This is a genomic window from Sulfitobacter sediminilitoris, assembly GCF_010667575.1.
GTDB lineage: Bacteria > Pseudomonadota > Alphaproteobacteria > Rhodobacterales > Rhodobacteraceae > Sulfitobacter > Sulfitobacter sediminilitoris.
In genome coordinates, this window is the sequence record NZ_JAABNT010000009.1 from 41,865 (window position 1) to 62,247 (window position 20,383).

19 protein-coding genes are annotated in these 20,383 nt (G+C 58.7%); 9 read left to right on the forward strand and 10 right to left on the reverse strand.

Translation table 11 applies throughout. The features are described from left to right. Positions 1 to 90 precede the first annotated feature (90 nt). Genes GV827_RS14495 through GV827_RS14525 form a run of 7 tightly spaced genes read left to right on the forward strand, consistent with a single transcriptional unit; the run spans position 91 to position 6,776 of the window. Positions 91 to 1,146, forward strand: a complete 1,056-nt coding sequence (locus GV827_RS14495; protein WP_164354532.1) for a quaternary amine ABC transporter ATP-binding protein — start codon at positions 91 to 93, stop codon at positions 1,144 to 1,146. Continuing rightward, on the forward strand, positions 1,143 to 2,684 hold the full coding sequence (locus GV827_RS14500) for an ABC transporter permease (protein WP_164354533.1): 1,542 nt from the start codon (positions 1,143 to 1,145) through the stop codon (positions 2,682 to 2,684). The genes GV827_RS14495 and GV827_RS14500 overlap by 4 nt, the downstream gene beginning before the upstream one ends. Continuing rightward, positions 2,681 to 3,241 carry an alpha/beta fold hydrolase gene (locus GV827_RS14505; RefSeq protein ID WP_164354534.1) on the forward strand — a complete coding sequence of 187 codons (561 nt, stop codon included), beginning with the start codon at positions 2,681 to 2,683 and terminating at the stop codon, positions 3,239 to 3,241. Before GV827_RS14500 ends, GV827_RS14505 begins: the two co-directional genes overlap by 4 nt. Then, positions 3,234 to 4,136 carry an L-threonate dehydrogenase gene (gene ltnD, locus GV827_RS14510; RefSeq protein ID WP_204325905.1) on the forward strand — a complete coding sequence of 301 codons (903 nt, stop codon included), beginning with the start codon at positions 3,234 to 3,236 and terminating at the stop codon, positions 4,134 to 4,136. The genes GV827_RS14505 and ltnD overlap by 8 nt, the downstream gene beginning before the upstream one ends. After that, a complete protein-coding gene (gene otnK, locus GV827_RS14515; RefSeq protein WP_164354536.1) occupies positions 4,136 to 5,374 on the forward strand; it encodes a 3-oxo-tetronate kinase in 1,239 nt (412 codons plus the stop codon). The genes ltnD and otnK overlap by 1 nt, the downstream gene beginning before the upstream one ends. Next, positions 5,371 to 6,018 carry a 3-oxo-tetronate 4-phosphate decarboxylase gene (gene otnC, locus GV827_RS14520; RefSeq protein WP_164354537.1) on the forward strand — a complete coding sequence of 216 codons (648 nt, stop codon included), beginning with the start codon at positions 5,371 to 5,373 and terminating at the stop codon, positions 6,016 to 6,018. The genes otnK and otnC overlap by 4 nt, the downstream gene beginning before the upstream one ends. Then, complete coding sequence (locus tag GV827_RS14525) at positions 6,015 to 6,776, forward strand: hydroxypyruvate isomerase family protein (protein WP_164354538.1); 762 nt, start codon at positions 6,015 to 6,017, stop codon at positions 6,774 to 6,776. The genes otnC and GV827_RS14525 overlap by 4 nt, the downstream gene beginning before the upstream one ends. Positions 6,777 to 6,795: 19 nt before the next feature. Here GV827_RS14525 and GV827_RS14530 read toward each other — a convergent pair whose 3' ends face one another. From GV827_RS14530 to GV827_RS14545, 4 genes are read right to left on the reverse strand one after another with little or no spacing between them, the layout of a single operon-like run. Continuing rightward, positions 6,796 to 8,778, reverse strand: a complete 1,983-nt coding sequence (locus GV827_RS14530; RefSeq protein ID WP_164354539.1) for a DNA/RNA non-specific endonuclease — start codon at positions 8,776 to 8,778, stop codon at positions 6,796 to 6,798. A gap of 43 nt (positions 8,779 to 8,821) precedes the next feature. After that, positions 8,822 to 11,962 (reverse strand): ATP-binding protein, encoded by a 3,141-nt coding sequence (locus tag GV827_RS14535; RefSeq protein ID WP_164354540.1) that lies wholly within the window; start codon positions 11,960 to 11,962, stop codon positions 8,822 to 8,824. Continuing rightward, on the reverse strand, positions 11,962 to 13,809 hold the full coding sequence (locus GV827_RS14540) for a trypsin-like serine peptidase (RefSeq protein WP_164354541.1): 1,848 nt from the start codon (positions 13,807 to 13,809) through the stop codon (positions 11,962 to 11,964). The genes GV827_RS14535 and GV827_RS14540 overlap by 1 nt, the downstream gene beginning before the upstream one ends. Before the next feature lie 15 nt (positions 13,810 to 13,824). Next, positions 13,825 to 15,438 (reverse strand): S8 family serine peptidase, encoded by a 1,614-nt coding sequence (locus tag GV827_RS14545; RefSeq protein ID WP_164354542.1) that lies wholly within the window; start codon positions 15,436 to 15,438, stop codon positions 13,825 to 13,827. 572 nt (positions 15,439 to 16,010) lie between these two features. Between GV827_RS14545 and GV827_RS14550 the strand changes: the two genes are divergently transcribed. Together GV827_RS14550 and GV827_RS14555 are read left to right on the forward strand one after the other, a co-directional pair. After that, on the forward strand, positions 16,011 to 16,412 hold the full coding sequence (locus GV827_RS14550; RefSeq protein ID WP_164354543.1) for a c-type cytochrome: 402 nt from the start codon (positions 16,011 to 16,013) through the stop codon (positions 16,410 to 16,412). 100 nt (positions 16,413 to 16,512) lie between these two features. Beyond that, positions 16,513 to 17,730 (forward strand): cation:proton antiporter, encoded by a 1,218-nt coding sequence (locus GV827_RS14555; RefSeq protein WP_164354544.1) that lies wholly within the window; start codon positions 16,513 to 16,515, stop codon positions 17,728 to 17,730. On the opposite strand, the gene GV827_RS14560 is transcribed toward GV827_RS14555, so the two are convergent. The 6 genes from GV827_RS14560 to GV827_RS14580 form a co-directional block, all read right to left on the reverse strand. Further along, positions 17,654 to 17,983, reverse strand: a complete 330-nt coding sequence (locus tag GV827_RS14560; protein WP_164354545.1) for a TraR/DksA family transcriptional regulator — start codon at positions 17,981 to 17,983, stop codon at positions 17,654 to 17,656. The two genes, GV827_RS14555 and GV827_RS14560, sit on opposite strands and share 77 nt — an antisense overlap. A 67-nt stretch (positions 17,984 to 18,050) precedes the next feature. After that, complete coding sequence (locus GV827_RS14565) at positions 18,051 to 18,476, reverse strand: ion channel (protein WP_164354546.1); 426 nt, start codon at positions 18,474 to 18,476, stop codon at positions 18,051 to 18,053. Positions 18,477 to 18,503: 27 nt separating this feature from the next. Further along, positions 18,504 to 18,950, reverse strand: coding sequence for a YeeE/YedE family protein (locus GV827_RS14570; protein WP_164354547.1), 447 nt, complete (start codon positions 18,948 to 18,950; stop codon positions 18,504 to 18,506). A 2-nt stretch (positions 18,951 to 18,952) separates the two neighbouring features. After that, the gene (locus GV827_RS14575; RefSeq protein WP_204325906.1) at positions 18,953 to 19,384 is read right to left on the reverse strand and encodes a YeeE/YedE family protein; all 432 of its coding nucleotides are present in this window, start codon (positions 19,382 to 19,384) and stop codon (positions 18,953 to 18,955) included. Positions 19,385 to 19,387: 3 nt separating this feature from the next. Further along, on the reverse strand, positions 19,388 to 19,600 hold the full coding sequence (locus tag GV827_RS23410) for a YgaP family membrane protein (protein ID WP_204325907.1): 213 nt from the start codon (positions 19,598 to 19,600) through the stop codon (positions 19,388 to 19,390). Positions 19,601 to 19,678: 78 nt separating this feature from the next. Next, positions 19,679 to 20,347 (reverse strand): Crp/Fnr family transcriptional regulator, encoded by a 669-nt coding sequence (locus GV827_RS14580; protein WP_164354548.1) that lies wholly within the window; start codon positions 20,345 to 20,347, stop codon positions 19,679 to 19,681. Between the last annotated feature and the right edge of the window lie 36 nt (positions 20,348 to 20,383).

Below are 20,383 nucleotides of genomic sequence, written 5' to 3' on the forward strand. Positions count from 1 at the left end.
TAGTGTTGCGAAATCTGGTGGCCCTGCTTTCGGTGGGGCCACCCTACGCCCAGTCGGCCTTGCGCTGAGCGAACGGATATATCCCCTGACATGAGCGATGAAACCGTCATAGAAATCTCCAACGTCTGGAAAATCTTCGGCGCGCGGCCTGAAGAGGCCCTGCGGGCGATACGCGAAGAAGGCCTGACGAAAGCGCAAGTGCTGGCGAAATACAACGCTGTCGTGGGCGTGGCGGATGTCAGCCTGTCCGTCAATCGTGGTGAGATTTATTGCATCATGGGCCTGTCAGGCAGCGGCAAATCCACGCTGGTGCGCCATTTCAACCGGCTTTTGGAGCCGACGGATGGCAAGATCCTGATCGAAGGTACGGACGTGATGGGACTGGGGCCAAAGGACTTGCAGACCTTTCGCAACCGCAAGATCGGGATGGTGTTTCAGAACTTTGCCCTGATGCCGCACCGGTCGGTGTTGGACAACGTGGCGATGCCGCTTGAGATCCGTCAGATCAGCAAGAATGACCGCATGCGTCAGGCGGCGGCAATCCTTGATATTGTTGAGCTGGGTGCATGGGGGTCCAAATTTGCGCATGAGCTATCCGGCGGCATGCAGCAGCGCGTAGGTCTGGCGCGTGCGCTGGCGGCGAACCCGGATGTGCTGTTGATGGATGAACCTTTCAGCGCGCTTGACCCGCTGATCCGGCGACAGTTGCAGGATGAGTTTATCCGCCTGTCGAAAATCCTGAAGAAAACCACTGTCTTTATTACCCATGATCTGGACGAAGCCGTGCGGATCGGTGACCGCATCGCGATCATGCGGGACGGAAGGCTGGTACAGACGGGCACTGCCGAAGAGATCGTGATGAACCCGGCGGACGACTATGTCTCTGACTTCGTTGCGGGGATTTCACGGCTCAAGGTCGTGCATGCCCACGCGGTGATGCAACCGTTTGATGCCTACATCCAAGACCATGGCCCGCTGTGGGAAGATGCGCCACGCGTCGATCCGGGCGAAACGCTCAGCACGCTGATCAATCTGGCGATAGACAAGACCGATGCGATCATCGTCTCGAAAGACGGCAAAGATATCGGGGTGATCACCCGCAGCGACATCCTCAGAACTGTTGTCGAAGGGACGGAAATGTCATGACCGAGACCACGCAGAACCCGCTTGAGGCCACCGATACCGAAGCCGCGCTTACCTATGCCGCAGAACGACGCGAAAACATCCGCACTTTTGTGCGCACGCATCCTGAATATTACATCGCGCAGTTCGACAAAATTGGGGAAAGCGCCAAGTTCACCCCCACATTCAACCTGATGGCCGGTATTTTTGGCCCGATCTGGTATGGTGCACGGGGGCTATGGTCATGGGCGCTGCCGTTTCTGATCCTTGAGACGCTCGCCTTTGTGCAGATGGCTCGCGGGCTGTTTGGTGATCTGGCCGCCGATGCCTTTGCGCGGATTGCGTCCATCGAAGGGACGCTTGAATTGCGGCGTCAGCAGCTTGCAGCGGCGATTGAGAATAATTCCGACAAGGTCGATGTCTATCAAAGGACTGTCGAGTCACTGGAAGATGCCATAGGTGGCATCCGGGCAGAGGCGGAAGCGCTGTCAGAGCAAGGCATCTGGATTGCCCTTTCAGGCCTTGCGGTGTTGTTAATCGTCAAAGCGGTACAAGCGATCGTGGCCAACTGGGCGTTGGAAGCGCGCTTTTCGGACTGGCTGTCAAACCGCACCGTGCGCTCTGGCCTCCCGGTGTCACAGATGATCTTCAGCGCCGTTTTCATGGTGTTGATCGTTATTGCCGCGATGCTGCACTACAGCTTCCCGGGCCGTTTCAATCTTCTCAGCGAATTCCCAACCGATCCAGACTATCGGCTGGTCAGCATCTCTTCGGTCGAATCTTTCTTTGCTTTCTGTGTCGCAAACGGTGAGGTGCTGTTTGACATGATCACCTACGGCATCCGCCTCATTCTGGATGCTCTGGAACTGGTGTTTGTCAAAACACCCTGGATCGTGATTGCCAGCCTGATTGTCCTGCTGACCTGGCTGACCGCTGGGGTGCGGACAGCGATCTGGTCCGCGGCGTTCCTGTCCTACATGGGTCTTCTGGGCTTTTGGGAGAAAGCGATGACCACGCTGGCGCTGCTGGGTACAGCGGCTTGTCTTTCGATCCTGATCGGAATTCCGCTGGGCATGTTCTGCGCCCGCAGACCTCGGTTCTACGCCTTTATCCAGCCCATCATGGATTTCATGCAGACCATGCCGGCCTTTGTCTTCATGATCCCGGTGATCGCCTTTTTCGGCACGGGCAAGCCCGCTGCCGTTGTCACGACGATGATCTTTGGGGGCACACCGGTGGTGCGTCTGACGGTGCTGGGGCTGCGCGGGGTGCCCGAAAGCGTGCGCGAAGCTGCGATCTCTTTCGGGGCGAACAAATGGTATCTGCTGACCCGTGTCGACCTGCCGCTGGCCAGCCCATCGATCCGTGCTGGCATCAACCAAACGATCATGCTGTCGCTGGCCATGGTCGTCGTCGCCTCGCTGATCGGGGCAAAGGGGCTGGGCGAGGACGTGCTGGAAGCGCTGCAATATGCCAACGTGGGTCAGGGCATCCTTGCCGGTTTCTCCATCCTGTTCTGCGCCATGATTCTTGACCGCATCGTGCAGGGTCAGCGCAAATGATCCCACTGGTGCTGGTCCATGGGTTCATGGGTTCATGGTGGGGCAGCGCACATTGGGAACATTTGATCAAGAGTGTCGAAAGCCGTCGCGATCTACTTGCCATTGATCTGCCCGGTTTTGGCAAGAACAACCCACTGCCTGCAATTGACCGCATTGATAATTTCGCGGAATGGGTGATTGCTGAGCTGCGCAGTAACGGCGTGGAGCGCTATCACCTTTTGGGTCATTCGATGGGCGACATGATCGTCCGACCGGATCAGCAGAATATCGAACATCTGATCCTCTATGGCATTGGTGGTTTCGGCACCCTGCCGGACCGCTTTGAGACGATCGCGAAAAGCAAGGCCCGCGCTAATACGGATGGCATCGTTGCCACCGCACGCGGAACTTGCCGTCGGGCGGGGCTGCAGCGATTTGGTTTCATGCGCAAGAAGCCACAGCGAAAGATAGGAATAGATGTCCTTCCAAGATCATCGCGAAGTCTCTGGATAGTCGCCCTGCGATACCAGTACGATGGCAAAGAATCTCTATCGGGGAAAACCAGCGACAATGACTGAGCAAAAAAGAGCAGCGATCATCGGCCTCGGCTCGATGGGCTATGGCATGGCGCAGTCCTGCCTGCGGGCAGGATTGCAGACCTACGGGTTTGACGTGGTTCCGGCGCAGATGGACAAGTTTTTGTCTGAAGGCGGCGCAGCAGGTGCATTGGACAACATCGCCGGAACGCTGGACGCTGCCGTTGTCGTGGTCCTCAATGCCGCCCAGACCGAAGAGGTGTTGTTCGGAGCGCAGGGCATTGTGCCGCTGATGCGCAAAGGCGCGGTCGTGATGGCCTGTGCAACTGTCCCGCCGGACTTTGCCCGCCAGATGCAGACACGCTGCAACGAAGGCGGAGTACTTTATCTGGACGCGCCGATTTCGGGCGGGTCCATCAAGGCGGCAAATGGTCAGCTTTCGGTGATGGCATCTGGCACGGCAGAGGCTTTTGCGGCAGCGCGCCCTGTTTTGGATGCAACGGCGGAAACAGTGTTTGAACTGGGCGACACTGCCGGGGCGGGGTCCGCGATGAAAGCGGTGAACCAGTTGCTTGCAGGTGTTCATATCGCGGCAATGGCCGAAGCGCTGACCTTTGGAATGACCCAAGGGGTCGACCCGGAGCAGTTCGTTGAGGTCATCAGCAAATGTGCGGGGACCAGTTGGATGCTGGAAAATCGCGCACCACATATCGTTGCCGGGGACTACACGCCGCATTCATCTGTCAACATCTGGCCCAAGGACCTTGGCATCGTGTTGGACATTGCCCGGTCTGCAAATTTTGCGGCCCCGATCACCGCAGCGGCACTGCAGCAATATCTTGCCGCAGCCGGGATGGGGCTTGGGCGCGAGGATGACGCGGCAGTGGCCAAAGTCTATGCCCGCAACGCGGGGCTTACCCTGCCGGGAGAGGCATGATGCTGCTGGGCTGTATCGGGGATGATTTCACAGGCTCCAGCGATCTGGCAAATACGCTCGCCAAGGGCGGGATGCGCACGGTTCAATACACAGGCGTACCCAATGTCCCAGCGGCGCAAGACGTGCAGGCCGGGGTCGTCGCGCTCAAGTCCCGGTCAATTGATCCGTCAGAGGCAGTGACACAATCGCTGGCAGCGCTTGAATGGCTGCGCGCGCAGGGCTGCGAGCAGATTTTTTTCAAGTATTGCTCAACTTTCGATTCCACCCCTGAAGGCAACATCGGACCGGTTGCAGATGCGCTGGCCGACACGCTTGCCGCTCACAAGGTTATTGTCTGCCCGGCCTTTCCCGGCACCGGGCGATCCATCTATCAAGGGCACCTTTTCGTTAAGGATCGGTTACTGAACGAAAGCGGGATGCAAAATCATCCCCTCACCCCAATGACGGATTCCGACATTCGCCGCTGGCTGGGTCTTCAGACGCGGCACACCGTCGGCCATGTGCCAGCCCAAGCCGTCTTTGACGGCGCGGCACGGATTTCCGAAGTGCTGGAGGCAGAGCATGAAGCGGGTCACCGGCATATCGTGGTGGACGCCATTCACGACTCTGATCTGATCGAGATTGGTAAGGCGGCCAAAGGCCTTCCCCTGATCACGGGCGGGTCTGGCGTGGCCCTTGGCCTGCCTGCAAATTTCGGCTGCAAGGCGTCCGAGGTCCCTTGGCAAGGACAGTCAGGCAAGGCACTGGCGCTGTCGGGCTCCTGTTCCGCAGCCACCCGGTCTCAGGTTGCCCTGCACGCGGCACATCATCCGTCGAGAGAAATTGCAGCGGCATCTGTGATCGAAGGTCGGCTGACACCACAGGAGGTTGCCGACTGGCTGCTCGATCAGTCGGGCCTGCCCTTGGCATACAGTTCTGCCGACCCTGACGCCGTCGCTGCCGTACAGGCGCAATTCGGGCGCGACAGGTCGTCAAAGGCTTTGGAGACGTTTTTTGCTGAAGTGGCGCGTTTGGCCGTTGCAGGCGGCGCCACGAGGATCATTACCGCCGGGGGCGAGACATCAGGTGCGGTGGTCGAAGGGCTGGCGCTTGGCAGTCTTGAGATAGGCCCCGAAATCGATCCCGGCGTTCCTGCTTTGCGTGCCGGTTCTGATTTGGTGGTGGCGCTAAAATCGGGCAATTTTGGTGCCGAAGATTTCTTTGAAAAGGCAGGCAGGGTTTTGGCGGGCACGGCATGAGAGAGGCAGCATTACGCGAACAAGTGTGCATGCTGGCCAAGTCGTTGTTTGACCGCGGTCTGACGCATGGCAGCACTGGCAATATCTCGGCCCGGACCGAGGATGGGGGGCTGCTGGTTTCTCCGACCGGGACCAGCTTTGGCAGGCTTGATCCCGGACGGCTCAGCCGTTTCAATTCACAAGGCAGGCTGATCTCTGGTGACCCACCGACCAAGGAAATGCCGCTTCATTCCGCGTTCTATGATACACGCGGCACTGCCGGTGCGGTGGTGCATTTGCATTCGTGCCACTCAGTCGGGCTGTCCATGATGCCTGATGTTGACGCAGATGATTTTCTCCCGCCGCTCACGCCATATGCGATCATGAAGTTAGGCAAGGTAAAGCTTTTGCCGTTCTTTTTGCCGGGCGATCCGGCGATGGGTGATGCGGTGCGCGGATTGGCAGGCAAGCGCAGCGCGGTGATGCTGGCCAATCACGGCCCTGTGGTGGCGGGTAAGGATGTTGAAGCCGCCTGCAACGCCATCGAGGAATTGGAAGAAACAGCGCGGCTGGCGATGATGTTGCGCGGCACGGGTGCCCTCGGCCTGAGCGCAGAGCAAGTCCGTCAGGTTGTCACCAAGTTTGACGTGGAATGGGACGAATGACCGCCTTCTCTGCCAACCTCGGGTTTCTGTGGGCCGACAGGTCGTTGCCCGATGCCATCCGCGCCGCCAAGGCTGCAGGATTCGACGCAGTGGAATGCCATTGGCCCTATGATACCCCTGCCCCAGATATCAAACAGGCGCTCAAGGATACCGGTCTGCCGATGCTGGGCCTGAACACCCGGCGGGGCGACGTGGCCGCCGGAGAGAACGGACTTTGCGCCCTGCGAGGCCGTGAGCAAGAAGCGTTGGCGGCCATCAACGAAGCCGTGGAATATGCGGGTGCCATCGGTGCGCAGGCGATCCATGTCATGGCCGGAGTCACCGATGACCCCGCTGCGCACGATGTCTTTGTCGGCAATCTGCGGGCGGCGACTGACCTTGCAAAGGACCACGGCCTGACCATCCTGATCGAACCGCTGAACCGCTTTGACGCGCCCGGATACTTCCTCAAGGACACAGCACAGGCGGTCGGAATCATCGAAGAGGTGGGGGCCGATACTCTCAAGCTGATGTTTGACTGCTATCATATAGGCCGCACCGAGGGTGACGTGACCGGCTGCTTACGTGCGGTTTTCGATCACATCGGACATATCCAGTTTGCATCGGTGCCCGACCGGGGCGCGCCTGACCATGGCGACGTCGATTACGCGGCTGTTTTCGCCCTCATCGAGACCCTCGGATGGGAGCGTCCCTTAGGTGCGGAATATAAGCCGGGGCTTGATACGGACGCGAGCCTGGGGTGGTTGCACAACATTTGAGCTGACCAGCGGCGCCCGATCAAAGCACGATATTGGCGTAACCTTCCACGGTGACAAAAGGTGTCGGTGCCGGACCCTCTACTGCCATCTCTTCCACGCGGCGCGCCAGCGGGTCGGCATCCTTGAGCGTGCCAAAGTCAAAGCCGCTCATTTCTTCCAGATCGACGATACGGGTCTGGAATGTCTTGAACTCTCCAAACGCGAAGCCTTCGGTGCTTTCGGTATCCCCCTGCCCGATGAGCAGTTGCTGGATCAATTGGCCCTGACTCAACACGTAAGCGGTCGCGTGCAGCCGCAAGATACCAAGTGAGCCTTCTTCCTCGGCAAGCATGGTGACGACCTTGAAGTAGTTGAGCGGAATCGGAGAGCCTGTGTTCTTGAGCGGAGGCTCTCCGCCGACAATGATCGGCCCCGTGAATACGCAGCAGCGAAATCCATGGGTGCGCGCGTTGCTCATGATGTAATCCTCGATTCCGAGCCATTGGGAACGGCTGCGGTTGAATGACATGTGCTGAGGGCTGGCGATTGTATAATGAAAGCTGTCCGCGTTTGAGAGTTTCGCCTCTGCTTCGGTCTCTCCCCAGTTGGTTGCTGCGCGGCGGATCAGATGGCCCCTGTCGATCGCGGGATCGTCGTAGTCGTCTTTGCCAAGCTGGTCAGTGGCAGGCAGACGCCCGTCAGAATACCATTTATCGCTTCCGCGTTTTTGCGGTCTGGTCAATGCGCCATCCAGATTCATCGCAGCAAGGACCGGGCTTTTGAGCTGGCCTGAGTAAAGGATGCCGAAGTTCTGGTAGCGCAATTCGTGCGGACGCTCTGCCGTTGCGTCAGACGGCTTGGAGAGCGTGATGTTCGCGGGAGTTTGCGGCAGGGGCACGGAAACGACCTGCAGAAAGTCCGGATCATACCCGCCACGCCCGTTGAAATGATCGGCATCATGAACGCCATCGGGCCTTTCCGGCGCTGAGAGTTCGGCCCCCGGAACGTGGGTCGGCACTGTCCCATCGAGCACCGACCTCAAGGTACTGACGCGCACGGCGGAATTGCCCACGGCGAACCGGCCTGCAAAATGCAGACCCACCACCTTGGCATCCTCCAACCGGATGACCGGGCTGCCGGAATTGCCACCAAGGGTGGTGCAGTCATGACTGAGAATGCTCACCCCACCCTGCGCCTGCAGGAATCCGGGGGCAAACCGTTTCACGTCATAAAGACCCTTAAAGTAGTTCTCCATCTGGCTGAGGTCGTTGCGCAGGCTGTCGCGTGCCGGGTATCCGACAACGGCGACAATCTCACCATCCTCACCATCAGCCTCGGCCAGATCAAGCGGCATGAGCGGATAGGCTGCGTTGTCGTCCGGTTTGGCAATTCTGCCGATCGCCACATCGGCAGAGGCGTCATCCGCCAGATACGTGAACTTCTCAATCCGGAAAACCGCATCCGGGTTGGGATCGCCGTCCACTTCCTCAATAAAGTCGACCTGAGCGCCGTAGGGCAAATTCGCGGGGGCGAACATATAGACCCCATCGCCGCGGAACGTTCGGCGGGCGACAATCTCGGCCACATGGCGATTGGTGCAGATCAGCAGATGGTCGGCTTCTTCGGCAATGACCCAAGCGGTGCCGCCCCACGCCATGTCGTGATTGAGAAACTCGACCCGTCCCACATACGGCAGAAACGGCTCTACCCCGGCAATCTTTACATCTGTATCAGGCGGGAAATCAGCGTTTAGCGTGTGTTTCCCCTGAACAATGCCCCCCGTCACAATCAGTGGCGGACGGCCCACCGCCTTGACAATGGCTTCAAGCTGCGAGGGCTGGCCACCTGCGGCCTCAAGACCCGAGATTGGGGTGCGCAGCAATTCACTGGCCTGATCTACCGTGATGCCAAGCTCTTTCAACACCGGCGGAGAGGCGTCAATGACTGCGCGCACCTTGTCGATCTGGCCCTCTGCGCCCATAGCTTCCAAGCGGCTGCGGCTGGCTTCTTCACGACTGGTCATATCAATCTCCTTTGCACAAATTTGGGCTGGCCCTGAGGGCCATTCAGAAAATCTCCTTGGCGGGAACGCCCATCTCTGACAGGACGGCCACTGGCGCCTGTAACACGGACGGCAGGCCGGACTTTTCCAGCTTTGCGATGCGCGCCTCCAACCCTTTCAGGGCTGATATATCTGCGTAGCGTTTTGCCAGACGACGTTTCAGAATGGCCGAGCCGGAGCCGCCAGTGTCAGATGCAGGATCATCCCAGATACGGATCATCCGCACGGCGCGACGAACAGGGTCCGGGTCACGCATCAGGACCTGCGCACGCTCAAATACCAGCGGATCAAACTCTGTCTGCGTCCAGCCATCCGGCCGATGTGTTCCAAATTGCCAGTTTCCAAGCGTCGCTTGTTGCCAGCGCTCGGCGGCGCGGGCAATGGTGGGCAGGTCCGGGATCGGCGAGACGAAACTGTATCCGGTCGCAAACTCTGCTGTCAGCCCGGTGGCCGCGAGCAATGCATTGGCCTCAAGCGGGGCGCCGCCTGCCCGTTCCTGCGCCTGTGCAACACCATCGACATCCGGGGCAAAATACGATGCCAGTTCGGTTAGGTTTCCGCCCAGCGCGGCAACATCCTGCAGCACCTTTCTATCGGGGTCGTCCATCAGGTCTTCGAGCAAGGCGCGCACAGGTTCTGCGTAAGGGTTGAGAGGTGCCATCACCTGTGCAAACCCGGTGGGCGGCAAGCTGCGCGGGTCCGCCTGATCTGCTTTGAAATCAAGGCCAAACTCTGCTCGCTGCGCATGACTGCGTTCCGCCATGTTCCGGTCCATATAGGTCGGCTGTTCAGACAGATAGGGGGACAGCATCCCGACACCGCCATGTTCGCTCGCCATTTCGGAGCCTGCCACAACAAGATGGGCAAAGGCCAAGGCCCCTACATTGATCCCGCTCCGTTGTGTCAGGCTAAGCGCGTGTTGTGTCGCGTCAAAGATATGCGGCTCTGCCAAGCGGTTGCACAACTCATCAAATCGAAACTCTGCCCACATCTCCAGCAGGGCAAGACCGCTGAGACCGATGTCTTCTTGTACGGCACTGTCCAAAGTATCATCGGACAAACGGTCGAAAAGAACCTTTGCCATGGACCAATGCCCTGTTTGCCACTGGTGGGTCAGCGCCAGAAGACCCGCCTCCCCTTCCAGGCGGAATGGCGTGGCCATAACCTGCTTGAGGATGTACGTCGCCTCGCGACCTTGCCGGGACTCCAGCATGTTGCGCAGATCTGCAAGACCGCCCGGGTCGATCGGCGGGGCATCACCGGTGTGATCGACAAGAATGAGACGGCCCCCGCCCACGTCCGGGACAGCGCGCAGCAAGACGGCACCGATCTCAGCGGCCCCCGCCTTTCTAACCGCCACGCGGTCATACCTCTGCGCGGAGGGCGCTGATTTTTCAGCCCCCTCATCCACCCGCGATCGTTGCCCCCGCGCGCGCAGTACAGCGTCTTGGGCGGCTGGCGGAAGGTCCTCCATCAAAGCATCGGTCAATCGCCGCGCATATTCGGGAGGGATTTCAGGCATCGAGCGACCATCGCGAGAGAGTTGCAGACGATGATAAAGAGCCTGTACCGGATCACCGTCTGCCAACATTTCAGCGGCACGTTCGTTGATCCTGCGCGTAAGGTCCGGACTTTCCTGATATGTCAGTTCCAAGATCTCGCGACGGACTTCATCGATATGAGCGAAACGATCTTCGCCCGTCTGCCGGATCATCCAGCGCTGCTTTTCCAGCATTTCCAGAAGTTCGGCTGCCCGTTCATCGTCAATGTTGATATCCAAGGCAGGGCCAATGATGTTACGCAGCTCCCAGCTCCCCACCTCGGGCAGGATCAGCCCTTCGGCAGCTATTTCGCGAATGTCGGCGGGTACCCGTGACAGGATTGCACGATAGAGGTACCCGTTGCCCGCATCGCGGATTTCAACATCTCCGAGCACACCGTTGCTGCCATCTTCCTGCACTGCCCGGGCAACAAGGATCAATCGCAGCGGATTGCCACCTGACAGTTCGATGATGCGTGCGTGAAGTTCTGGAGGCACGTTGCGCTTGTTGAGGATGGCAACTGTTACTTCGCGGTCCAGCTCTTCCAGCAACATCAGGTCACGCAGCCGCTTGTCCCCTTGCGCGAAAATCGGTCCGCGACCTGCAGATATCACGCTGATGTCGATCCGCTCTTTGTCAGCAAAGCGGTCAATCTCTGACAGCAATCGGTTGACGAATGTCGCGCCATGACCATGCAGAACTTCGAGCGTGTCCAACAGCAAAAGAAGCTGCCGGTCCCTTTCTGCCAATATCTCGATCATCCGGTGCAGCAGATCAAATGGCACAGACGGTGTCGATTCTACACCGATCCGGGTACGCCGTTCCGCCGTGCGCAGACGCAAATCGTGCAATTCGGCCGAAACTTCGGGCATCGCGGTCCCAATCTGTCGCGAGATTTCGTCAAAGACTGCCTCCGTCTCACCGTCACTCAAAGAGGACCGGTCAAAGTCGAGCCTGACCATCACGATGCGTGGTCGCTCCCGGCACAGCCGACTGAGTTCTTCCAACAGGAATGTCTTGCCAACCCCAGGCAGGCCCTGAATATGCAAGGCATGCAGGGGTGCCTGACGCTCAGGATTGTCCAGCACATCAAGAAGGCGTCTGATTTCAGCGTCCCGCCCTACGAAGTCATCCCCCAAAAGTGTATCGGTCGCTTGCTCCTTGCGCAGCTTGTCGAGCTTGCTGCTGAGCGCGACGAGCTGCGCATGTCCGGGAGCGGATGGGCCAGCCTGTTCCAGCGTCGCAACAGCAACCGACAGCGTATCAATCGGAGCGGTGTCTTCGACCATTTTGCGCAAGGCATCCGGAGCGTAGATACTCTCGGCCTTCAGCGCTGCACTGATTTCAGTGTCCGGCAGACTGTCCTGCGAGGTCTGCTTGCTGAGCAGTTTGCGTCGCGCAATCGGCCGCATCTGCCACATATCACCTTGTGTCGAACACTTCTCACGCAGGGCCGACATAAGCTGCGCGCGCAGCAGGATGTCCTGGGCGTATTCTGCGGGGATGACCTGCTTCAGCAGATCGCGCGGCAGGAAGTCATCCATCAACGCCGCTTGCATAAAAAGCGCGTCGCGGAGGTTCAGGTATTCGGCGGTTTCAACCATCAATCCCACCCTAGCCGTGCTTTGACGATCCGGCGGATCCGTGTCACCGCTTCGCCCAGTTCGTCGAATTCGTAGATACCTGTTGTATGATCAACCAATTGCCGCGTCACTTGCCCAATCAGGTCGTCCATGACCACCGGATTGATGTTATCTTCATTCCGCAGATCGGACAGCATGGCCTGAAGCGTCACCTTGACATCGGTATTCGTGAACCGGCCCAACGCATCGACCAAAAGGCCCGGACGGCGCGCCGTGTCTGCCTCCTCAGGCCGCTGAAATTTGAGGGGGGCAAGGGCGTATTGTTCGAAACCGGCGAGCACGATGCGCAGGTTCCTGTGCGTGACCAGCCATTCCGTCAGATGTTCGAACTGGGTGCGGGCCGCGTCAGACAATTTGCCGTCCGGGGGTGGTTCAAAAAATATCCAGTATGTAGCCTGCTCGTCCGCGGCGCGTTGTTGTAAATCCCGCGCCAGACGCATGGCGCGGTCACGTTCCTCCGCAACATCGCCGGTCTCTCCGGCGCGCACCCCGGCTGCGGCCTCTGCCGCAAGCGCGCCCAACACTTCCCGCGCGAGTGTCGAGATCAGGTCAAGTTCTTCAAGGTCGGTGGGGATTTGGAAACAGACGTGCTTTGTCTTGGCATCCGAGGGGCGAATACGGTTCATGAGAAAAGCAGTCAGCATCTCAAAGCTAAAGCTGAGCCCGGTTGTCTGAGTCACATCCGTCCGCCGCACCCAGATCCCGCGCAGCAGTGACCCGGGTTCTTCGATCATCTTGGCAAGCCCCGCAAAAAACTGGCTGCGGCCGATGATCAGTTGACCCTCAATACTGTCATCCAGCGACCAGAGATATCGCGTGGGCTGATCCCGTTTGATGGCATCGACGAAACCGGGTGCTTTGGCAAAAACACCATGTGGCACCAACTTGCGAAAGTCGTTCCAGCGGCCTTGATGGATGCCGATGAATTCCAGATCATGATCGAAAGCCAGCCCGCCGGATGATCCGCCGGCCGTGTCCACGTCGTGCCGCAGCCGGATGTCGCCGGGCGTATCGCGCTGCACGCGGCCTTTGGTCAGCCCTTTGATATTCCCTTGCGGATAATGCACCAATGTCATCAGGCGCGGGCCAATCCAGTCGATCGGCTTATCTGGCAACTCGCAATATCCATAGCTCAGGCCCAACGGCAGACCCACACGAAGCACCGCCACATCCTTGTGTTTGTCGACCTCAGCCTGCGGAGGCAGATCGCCGTTACGTTCATTGTCATGTACGGGCGAATACCAGACACACCGCGCCGGAAAGGTTTTTCCGTCGGACGCCTTCACGGTGATCCGGGGCAGATCGGGATCGTCCTGACCATTCGCCAACGCGGTTTCCTGCGCTTTGATCACCTTATCAATGACATGCGCGGCGGTCAGGACAAGGCGCTTGGAAATGAACGCACCAGAGCCCTGCGTTGTGTCGTCCACTTCAATACGACACCGAAACGCAGAAGCGCGCAGCGCGAAAAGTCCTTCTTCTTTCATCGGGATTTCGTTTGGATCAGGTTCGGCGATGGCCGCTCCCGGCAGCGGGGGAATATTCTGGTCCCAGATGTCGGATCGATTCTTTGCGGTCAGTGCGATGCCGCGCGCATTAAGGAAAGCCTCAAGGCTTTCGCTCAGTTCTTTTTCTTCGATTACCAGTTTCAGGACATCGGCAAGATCCTGACCATCTTCGATCAGCACCCGAAGTGCATCTAGGCTGACCGGCCGTGTCGGATCGGGAAAAAGCTGCTCAAGCGCCAGATCAACGACCGAAGCGTGGCGTTGCAGCACATCGCGCAGGTTCTGGACCGGGATCGTCATGTCGGCCCTTTCCGCTCAGCCGCCAATGGCCGCACGCAGGGCTGGCGTATTCGCCAGCGCCTCGGCCACGGCGGGGCTGGGCACATCAGGTTGGATCACCGCTTCGCTGTCGGTCTCCAGCATCCGCTTCTTGGCGCCGGTGCGGTAGCTGAGCCAGATCAGTTCTGGCGCAAGATCGGCCATATCGGCGCTGACGGCGTCAGCCGCCATTGCCTCGCTGCTGCCTATCAGATGCAGTTGCAGGATGTTGAGGGTCGAGACCGCATCGGGTGATGGTGCGGCTGGCGCCTCCGTCGCGGCGGGCAGGCTGGCCTCAAGCGCGGCGCGGGCATTCAGAACGCCCGCGCCAAGATCAGAGGCACCGTTCCAGACCGATGGTGGCTGCATTCCTGCAGTGGCACATTTGACCCACATCGCCTGCACCGTCGTCCCCCGTTGGTCCGCGATCTGTTTCAGCGGTGCGCGCCCACCGTGTTTGGCAACCCACAGCGCCGCTACCCCAGCAGTCATAGATGTGGCCAGGGTTGTCCCCTGACTGGAACGGATGCCGCCCGCGGGATCGCTGGCCTTGTTCTTGGCCGCTCCCCAGACCTGTTCTCCAAAGGCTGAGAAACTGACCTGCCCACCGCGTCCGCTTTTCTTCCAAGGACGGCGGTCCGGTTGTAGCGCTGCTACAGCGGTGCAAATGCCAAGGGCCGCATAGGCTGCGGGGAACACCACGGACGGCCAGCAATTCCCAGCCGCACATACGATCACGACACCAGCGTTCGTGGCGCGACGCAGGGCGGCCTCGGTGCTGGCCACGCGGCTGGGGCCGCCCAGCGCCATCGAAATCACATCCGCACCATGCGCCACCGCATGATCAATCGCCGTCGCAATGCGGCGCTGGTTAAAATCAATCACAGAGCGGATCGCGCGGATCGGCATCACCTTGGCTGCAGGTGCCGAGCCTGTGATCGCTCCCGGCACTCCGGTCTGGCCTGCCGCATTTGCCGTGCCGCGAGAAGCAACGACAGACATCACCAGCGTACCGTGACCGGGATGCTTCATCAGTCCGGTTGAAAAACGGTCACGCGCATCCGTGCCCCCTTCGACAAGGTTGATTTCTCCATTTGAAGTGCTGACGCCGTGTAGCTCGGCATGGTCGCTATAGCCCGTGTCGATCACCGCGACGGTGGATCCATTCCCCTTGGTATGCTGCCATGCGCCGATGGTATCAATTTGGGGATGATGCCAGCCAAAGGGCAGGGAATTGTCCCTTGGTGTCTCACACAGGCTGAACAGACCTTCGGTCTCTCCGGCGACGTGATGCGCCCCGTAAAGGCTGTCGGGCAACACGGGGTTGGCTTCCTGCGTTTGCGTGGCCGCGCGCAGGTCGCGGGCAAATGCGAAAATGTCTGCTTCCTGTCCATGCGGGTCGATGTCGGGAAAATCGACGAAATGGTAGCGATCTGCGTCTGCGTCAAAGGCCGCTTCGACGGCAAACGTCGCGTCTGGGAGCGCATCGCGCACGCGTGCCGAAATCTCGTTTTCAGAGACCGGCTCCGCCGTGACCAGTTCAATGGAAAGCGGGTCTCGGCCTTGGGGGATGGGACCACGCTGGAGGTCTGCGTATCTCTGCTGGGCCATAATAAGTATCCCTTCTTGTGATCGGGCCACAGCGGCCCCGTCATAATTCAGAGCAAGGTCAAACGAATGAGCGGGCTAACCACCTGCGTCAGCCTAAGGTATCCAAGGTCCGACACGATTTAATGCACGCGGCGTCTGTTTCCTTGCGTTTCCAACCCTTCATCCGCGACAGCACATGCGGCCATCTTTACACGGTCTCTGGGCGAACCCTTGTCGAAACGCTGCGCATCCCAGACTTCGCACCCTTAATTTCTTTTCGGGCGTAGCCGTCTGAGCCGCGCAGGTGATGCGTCACTGAATGGCCTCCATTCAAAATCCCTCTTCTTAAATGCAGACAAGCTACCACCGAATCGAGAATTCGCCAAATGCGGGAACACGGGGGCAACGGGGGGCCGGGCGTTGTCAAAGAATACGCACCTGTTCCTATGCCTGCGGCGTCAGTCACGGTCTTGGGTTTTGCTATGCGGTTCAGGAGGATTGCGGTAGATCAATGCAAGGGCTCTCGCCCGCATTAACTCTGTAAAAACCGCACTATCGAAAGGGCGCGAATGCCAATGCGATCCAAAGTTATCTTGAAGCTACTCCCCTTTCTGGCCTTGGCTATTGCAGGATGCACACCTGAGCCAAAGGCGGTCGGCACTGACGTTGAGACAGGGGCGATGCTGTTTGCTGCCAATTGCGCGGCCTGCCACGGTGCGGATGGGCGCGGGGCGGGCCCGGCATCATTGGGCCTTGGCGAAGCGCCGCCCGACCTTACCCGCCTGACACGACAGAACAAAGGGCGGTTTCCGCGGGCCTATTTGATGGAGATCATTGCAGGCAAGGTGGGGCCGGATCATCCCACGGCTGCGATGCCTGTATTTGGGACCGCAGATCTGGGCCGGTTGGTCACCGTGCAAAGCGATGGCAAGGAAATCACGGTTCCTGCGGGCATGTTGGCCGTGGCCAATTACATAGAGAGTATTCAGGAGTGATCGGGCCACACCCATCTGACAGCCACTTGTGCACGAACGTAAAGCCCGCAAGTAAGACGGCCTTTGCCCTGCGACAGGTCAAGGAGCGCGGTGCAATGGTATGATCTACTCCGATACGCTTTTGGCCTTGGGAATTCTGTTCTTTGCGGGGCTGCTGGCCGATCAGATCGGACGTAGGACACGGGTACCGCGTGTTACACTTTTGCTGATGTGTGGTTTGATTGCCGGATGGCTCGGATTGTTGCCCGAACGGATCGAAGCACTGACGGATACCATCATGGTCGCCGCGCTGACCTTTGTTTCATTTCTGCTGGGTGGATCGCTCAAGGCTGACAGCCTCAAATCGCACGGGGTCGAGATCCTCCTGATCTCAGTTGCGATTGTTCTGTCGACCCTGAGTGTGGTGACGCTTGGCCTCCTGCTCCTGAAGGTCGATCTGGCACTGGCGCTGGTCTTGGCCAGTATCGCCACCGCAACCGCCCCGGCTGCCACACTGGACGTGATCCGACAGTCCGGCATCGATAACGGGTTTGTCCGTAGCGTCAAAGGCATCGTGGCAATTGACGACGTTTGGGGGCTGATCGCGTTCAGTCTTTGCCTGAGCATCGCAACACACCTGAACGGGACAGAAAATGCCGTACCGCTATCGGCCACCTACGAGATCGGCGGCGCAATTTTTTTGGGCCTGGTGATCGGTTTGCCGGCGGCCTTTCTCACCGGTCGGATCGACGACGGAGAGCCGCTTGAAGTCGAGGCACTTGGCATCGCGTTTCTCACGGCAGGGCTGGCGCTTTGGATGGAGGTGTCCTTCCTGATCGCTGGCATGGTCGTCGGTGCGCTAATCGCCAACGTGGCAAGCCACCACAACCGCGCATTCCATGAGATCGAGCACATTCAGTGGCCGTTCATGATCCTCTTCTTCATCCTTGCCGGTGCATCGCTGAATCTGCCGTCAATTGCGGCTTTGGGAGGCATTGGCATTGCATTCGTGCTGCTTCGCACGGTTTCAAGACTTGCTGGGGGGTGGATCGGGGCGTCGCTGGCCAAGTCAACAGAACGCAACAAGCCGCTTTTTGGCATAGCGTTGCTGCCGCAGGCCGGGGTTGCGATTGGCATGGCACTGCTGGCAGGTCAGGCCCTGCCAGCGTGGAAGGATCAGATCATGATCCTGACCGTTGGCTCAACAGTCGTGTTTGAATTGATTGGCCCGTTTTGCACCATGTGGGCCATACGGCTGAGCGTCAGCCAGTCGCAGCCGTCGCACAGTTCTTGCACAACGGCGCATAAGGAACCGCCTCAAGACGCTCCTGAGAAATAGCCTCTCCGCATTGAAGGCAGGTGCCGTAGGTGCCGTCCGCGATCCGGTCAAGCGCGGCCTTAAGCAGTGTGACTTCTTTTTCTGCCGCGTGGCCGAGACCTTCCAGAACCTCGTCATCCTCAAGATCAATGGCCTGATCTGGCAGATCCTTTGTCATCTGGTGTCCCAGTTCCTCGTCAATGTCATGAATTCGCAAGCCCAGTTCAGACATGCGGTCCATGATGATCTTTTTGAAATGCGCGTGATCAACCATTGGTGTTTCCTTTTTGCTCGCTGGATATCAGATTAGGACGGCCACGCGAGGCACATATTGAGACAAATCAACCGCGCCGGGACCGGACCGGCAGGTTGAATACTTCGACAAGAAAGGCGGTGAATAGACCAAAGGTCAAGAGCCCGTGTGTCGCCGTCATCCCGGCCAAGAGGCGCCAGCCCGGTTCCAGCACGACATCACCGTAGCCGACGGTCGTGAAGGACGCGATGGCGAAATAGAGCGCGGGTTCAAGCCCGGTGAACAGATCAAGCGACAGGTAAAGCGCAGCCCAGCCCCAGACTGAGAAGGATAGGACGAACAATATCCAGACAAAAGTAACCGCCAGTTCAAACAAATTGGTGAACCGGCGGTAGCCAAAGGCTTGCGTCTCTTCCAGCCAACGCAGCACACGTGCGGCGACGCCGAAAAAGAAGATGGCCGCCGCAAGGCAGCCGATCATCATTGTGGATCCGATCAGTAGGGCAAAAAGCATTCAAGGTGCCCTTTTCTGGTCTCGACGTTACTCTGCCGGTTGCGCGGTCTTTCCGCCTGCCCCACCCCGGGTCAGCATGAAACGGGTGAAAAACATACCCGCAATCAAGGCAACAACGAAGATGATAACATTCGTGTTGCCTGTGCCAAGGGCAGGCAGTGCACCACCCGGACAAAAACCCGCGATGCCCCAGCCTACGCCAAAGATAGCAGATCCTCCGATCAGCTTGACGTCCAAGCGACGGTTGGTGGGAATATCGAACTGCGGCTCAAACACGGGCCGCTCGCGCTGCAGCACCAGCCGGTAGCCGATGAAGGTAACGATCACCGCACCGCCCATCACGAAGGCAAGGCTGGGATCCCATGATCCGGCGATATCGAAGAAGTTGATGACCTTGGCAGGGTTGGCCATGCCAGAAAGGGCAATACCCGTGCCAAACACGACACCGGTCAGGAGTGTAAGCAAATTACGCATGATCAGGCTCCAAACACGTGACGAACAAGGTAAACGGTAATGCCGGTCGTCAGCATGAACGTTCCCGTTGCAGCAAAGGACCGAGGCGACAGCCGCGCCATACCGCACACACCGTGACCAGAGGTACAGCCAGACCCCAAGGTCACACCGATGCCAACCAGAAAGCCGCCGATCAGCAGCATCACGGTGGATACCGGCACATCAATCGCCGGCAAGCTGCCCGCAAAAACAAGATAGACCCAAGGGCCGGTGAACATGCCAAGCAGCAACAGGGCCCGCCATGTCCAATCATATCGGCTGGCAGGTCTCAGGGCACCGGCAAGAACACCGGTGGCCCCCATGATACGACCACGCAGAAACATCAGCATGACCGCAGCCAGACCGATCAGAATGCCGCCACCCAGCGACGCGAAAGGGGTAAATGAAGTTTCCATGGTTCAGAGCTTGCAGGTTGAGACGCCAATGAGGCGATAGAGGGGACAAAAACGGAAAAGCGATGTTGCGATCAATATCACACCCACCGCCATACTCGCATAAGCGAAGCCGCTGCTGGACCAGATTGCAGGCATATTAAGCAACGGAGAGAGAAGCAGAATGATACCGACCACAAGCCGGAAGAGGCGGTCGGCATTACCAACGTTGGCGCTCATTTCGAAGTCCTTTCAGTTAGGTTAAACTTCATCCTAACCGTCACAGGGACGGCGTTCGGTGAGTTTGTCACACAAATGTCAGGCTGTGTCAGCCAGACGTTTGATTGCGACCGGGTTACGTAGTTCGATAACGCCCCGGCTGAGGGTCAGCCAGTTGCGGCGCTCGAATTCCTTGAGTTGACGGGAAATCACTTCCCTTGCGGTGCCAAGTTCGACCGCCAGTTGCTGATGGGTGAGATGCAAAGTGCTGTCTTCACCACTCAACTCTAGCAATTTTTGCGCGACACGGATGTCCATGCGTTTGAACGCAATTTCCTCGATCACAAGGAAAAGATCCGTGATCCGCTTGGAATAGGCCTCAAAAACGAAGGCGCGGAATTCCTTTGAGATCGACATGAGTTCGTCAAAGTCATCTCTTGGGATCAGGATCGCCTCGACATCTGTCTCAGCGATGCCTTCGGCGGAATAGTCTTCGAACGCCAGAAGGCACGCAGTGGTCAGAACGCAGCTTTCACCTGCGTGTACACGATAAAGCACGATCTCGCGCCCTGCTTCTGACAATTGCTGAACCCGGACCGTTCCCTTGACCAGCAACAGGAGGTTTTCGGCCGGATTGCCGGGACCAAATATAATCGACCCCTTGTCGAGCTTCACAGTCCGCGCTTTGCGATCAAGAAGGCGGGACACGTCGTCGGAAATTCCGCCAAGACCGGGAAAATGCGCACGCCAAGTCGGTTGTGTCAGCATAGGAGGTCATCCTTCGTTGGGGCGTTGATAGCCCGG

Coding starts and splice junctions, on each gene's coding strand:
- GV827_RS14495 (WP_164354532.1), top strand. CDS start 91: ATGAGCGATGAAACCGTCATAGAAATCTCCAACGTCTGGAAAATCTTC.
- GV827_RS14575 (WP_204325906.1), bottom strand. CDS start 19,384: ATGGAAACTTCATTTACCCCTTTCGCGTCGCTGGGTGGCGGCATTCTG.
- GV827_RS14560 (WP_164354545.1), bottom strand. CDS start 17,983: ATGGTTGATCACGCGCATTTCAAAAAGATCATCATGGACCGCATGTCT.
- GV827_RS14525 (WP_164354538.1), top strand. CDS start 6,015: ATGACCGCCTTCTCTGCCAACCTCGGGTTTCTGTGGGCCGACAGGTCG.
- GV827_RS14500 (WP_164354533.1), top strand. CDS start 1,143: ATGACCGAGACCACGCAGAACCCGCTTGAGGCCACCGATACCGAAGCC.
- GV827_RS14580 (WP_164354548.1), bottom strand. CDS start 20,347: ATGCTGACACAACCGACTTGGCGTGCGCATTTTCCCGGTCTTGGCGGA.
- GV827_RS23410 (WP_204325907.1), bottom strand. CDS start 19,600: ATGAGCGCCAACGTTGGTAATGCCGACCGCCTCTTCCGGCTTGTGGTC.
- otnC (WP_164354537.1), top strand. CDS start 5,371: ATGAGAGAGGCAGCATTACGCGAACAAGTGTGCATGCTGGCCAAGTCG.
- GV827_RS14535 (WP_164354540.1), bottom strand. CDS start 11,962: ATGGTTGAAACCGCCGAATACCTGAACCTCCGCGACGCGCTTTTTATG.
- GV827_RS14565 (WP_164354546.1), bottom strand. CDS start 18,476: ATGCTTTTTGCCCTACTGATCGGATCCACAATGATGATCGGCTGCCTT.
- GV827_RS14530 (WP_164354539.1), bottom strand. CDS start 8,778: ATGACCAGTCGTGAAGAAGCCAGCCGCAGCCGCTTGGAAGCTATGGGC.
- otnK (WP_164354536.1), top strand. CDS start 4,136: ATGCTGCTGGGCTGTATCGGGGATGATTTCACAGGCTCCAGCGATCTG.
- GV827_RS14540 (WP_164354541.1), bottom strand. CDS start 13,809: ATGACGATCCCGGTCCAGAACCTGCGCGATGTGCTGCAACGCCACGCT.
- GV827_RS14545 (WP_164354542.1), bottom strand. CDS start 15,438: ATGGCCCAGCAGAGATACGCAGACCTCCAGCGTGGTCCCATCCCCCAA.
- ltnD (WP_204325905.1), top strand. CDS start 3,234: ATGACTGAGCAAAAAAGAGCAGCGATCATCGGCCTCGGCTCGATGGGC.
- GV827_RS14505 (WP_164354534.1), top strand. CDS start 2,681: ATGATCCCACTGGTGCTGGTCCATGGGTTCATGGGTTCATGGTGGGGC.
- GV827_RS14570 (WP_164354547.1), bottom strand. CDS start 18,950: ATGCGTAATTTGCTTACACTCCTGACCGGTGTCGTGTTTGGCACGGGT.
- GV827_RS14555 (WP_164354544.1), top strand. CDS start 16,513: ATGATCTACTCCGATACGCTTTTGGCCTTGGGAATTCTGTTCTTTGCG.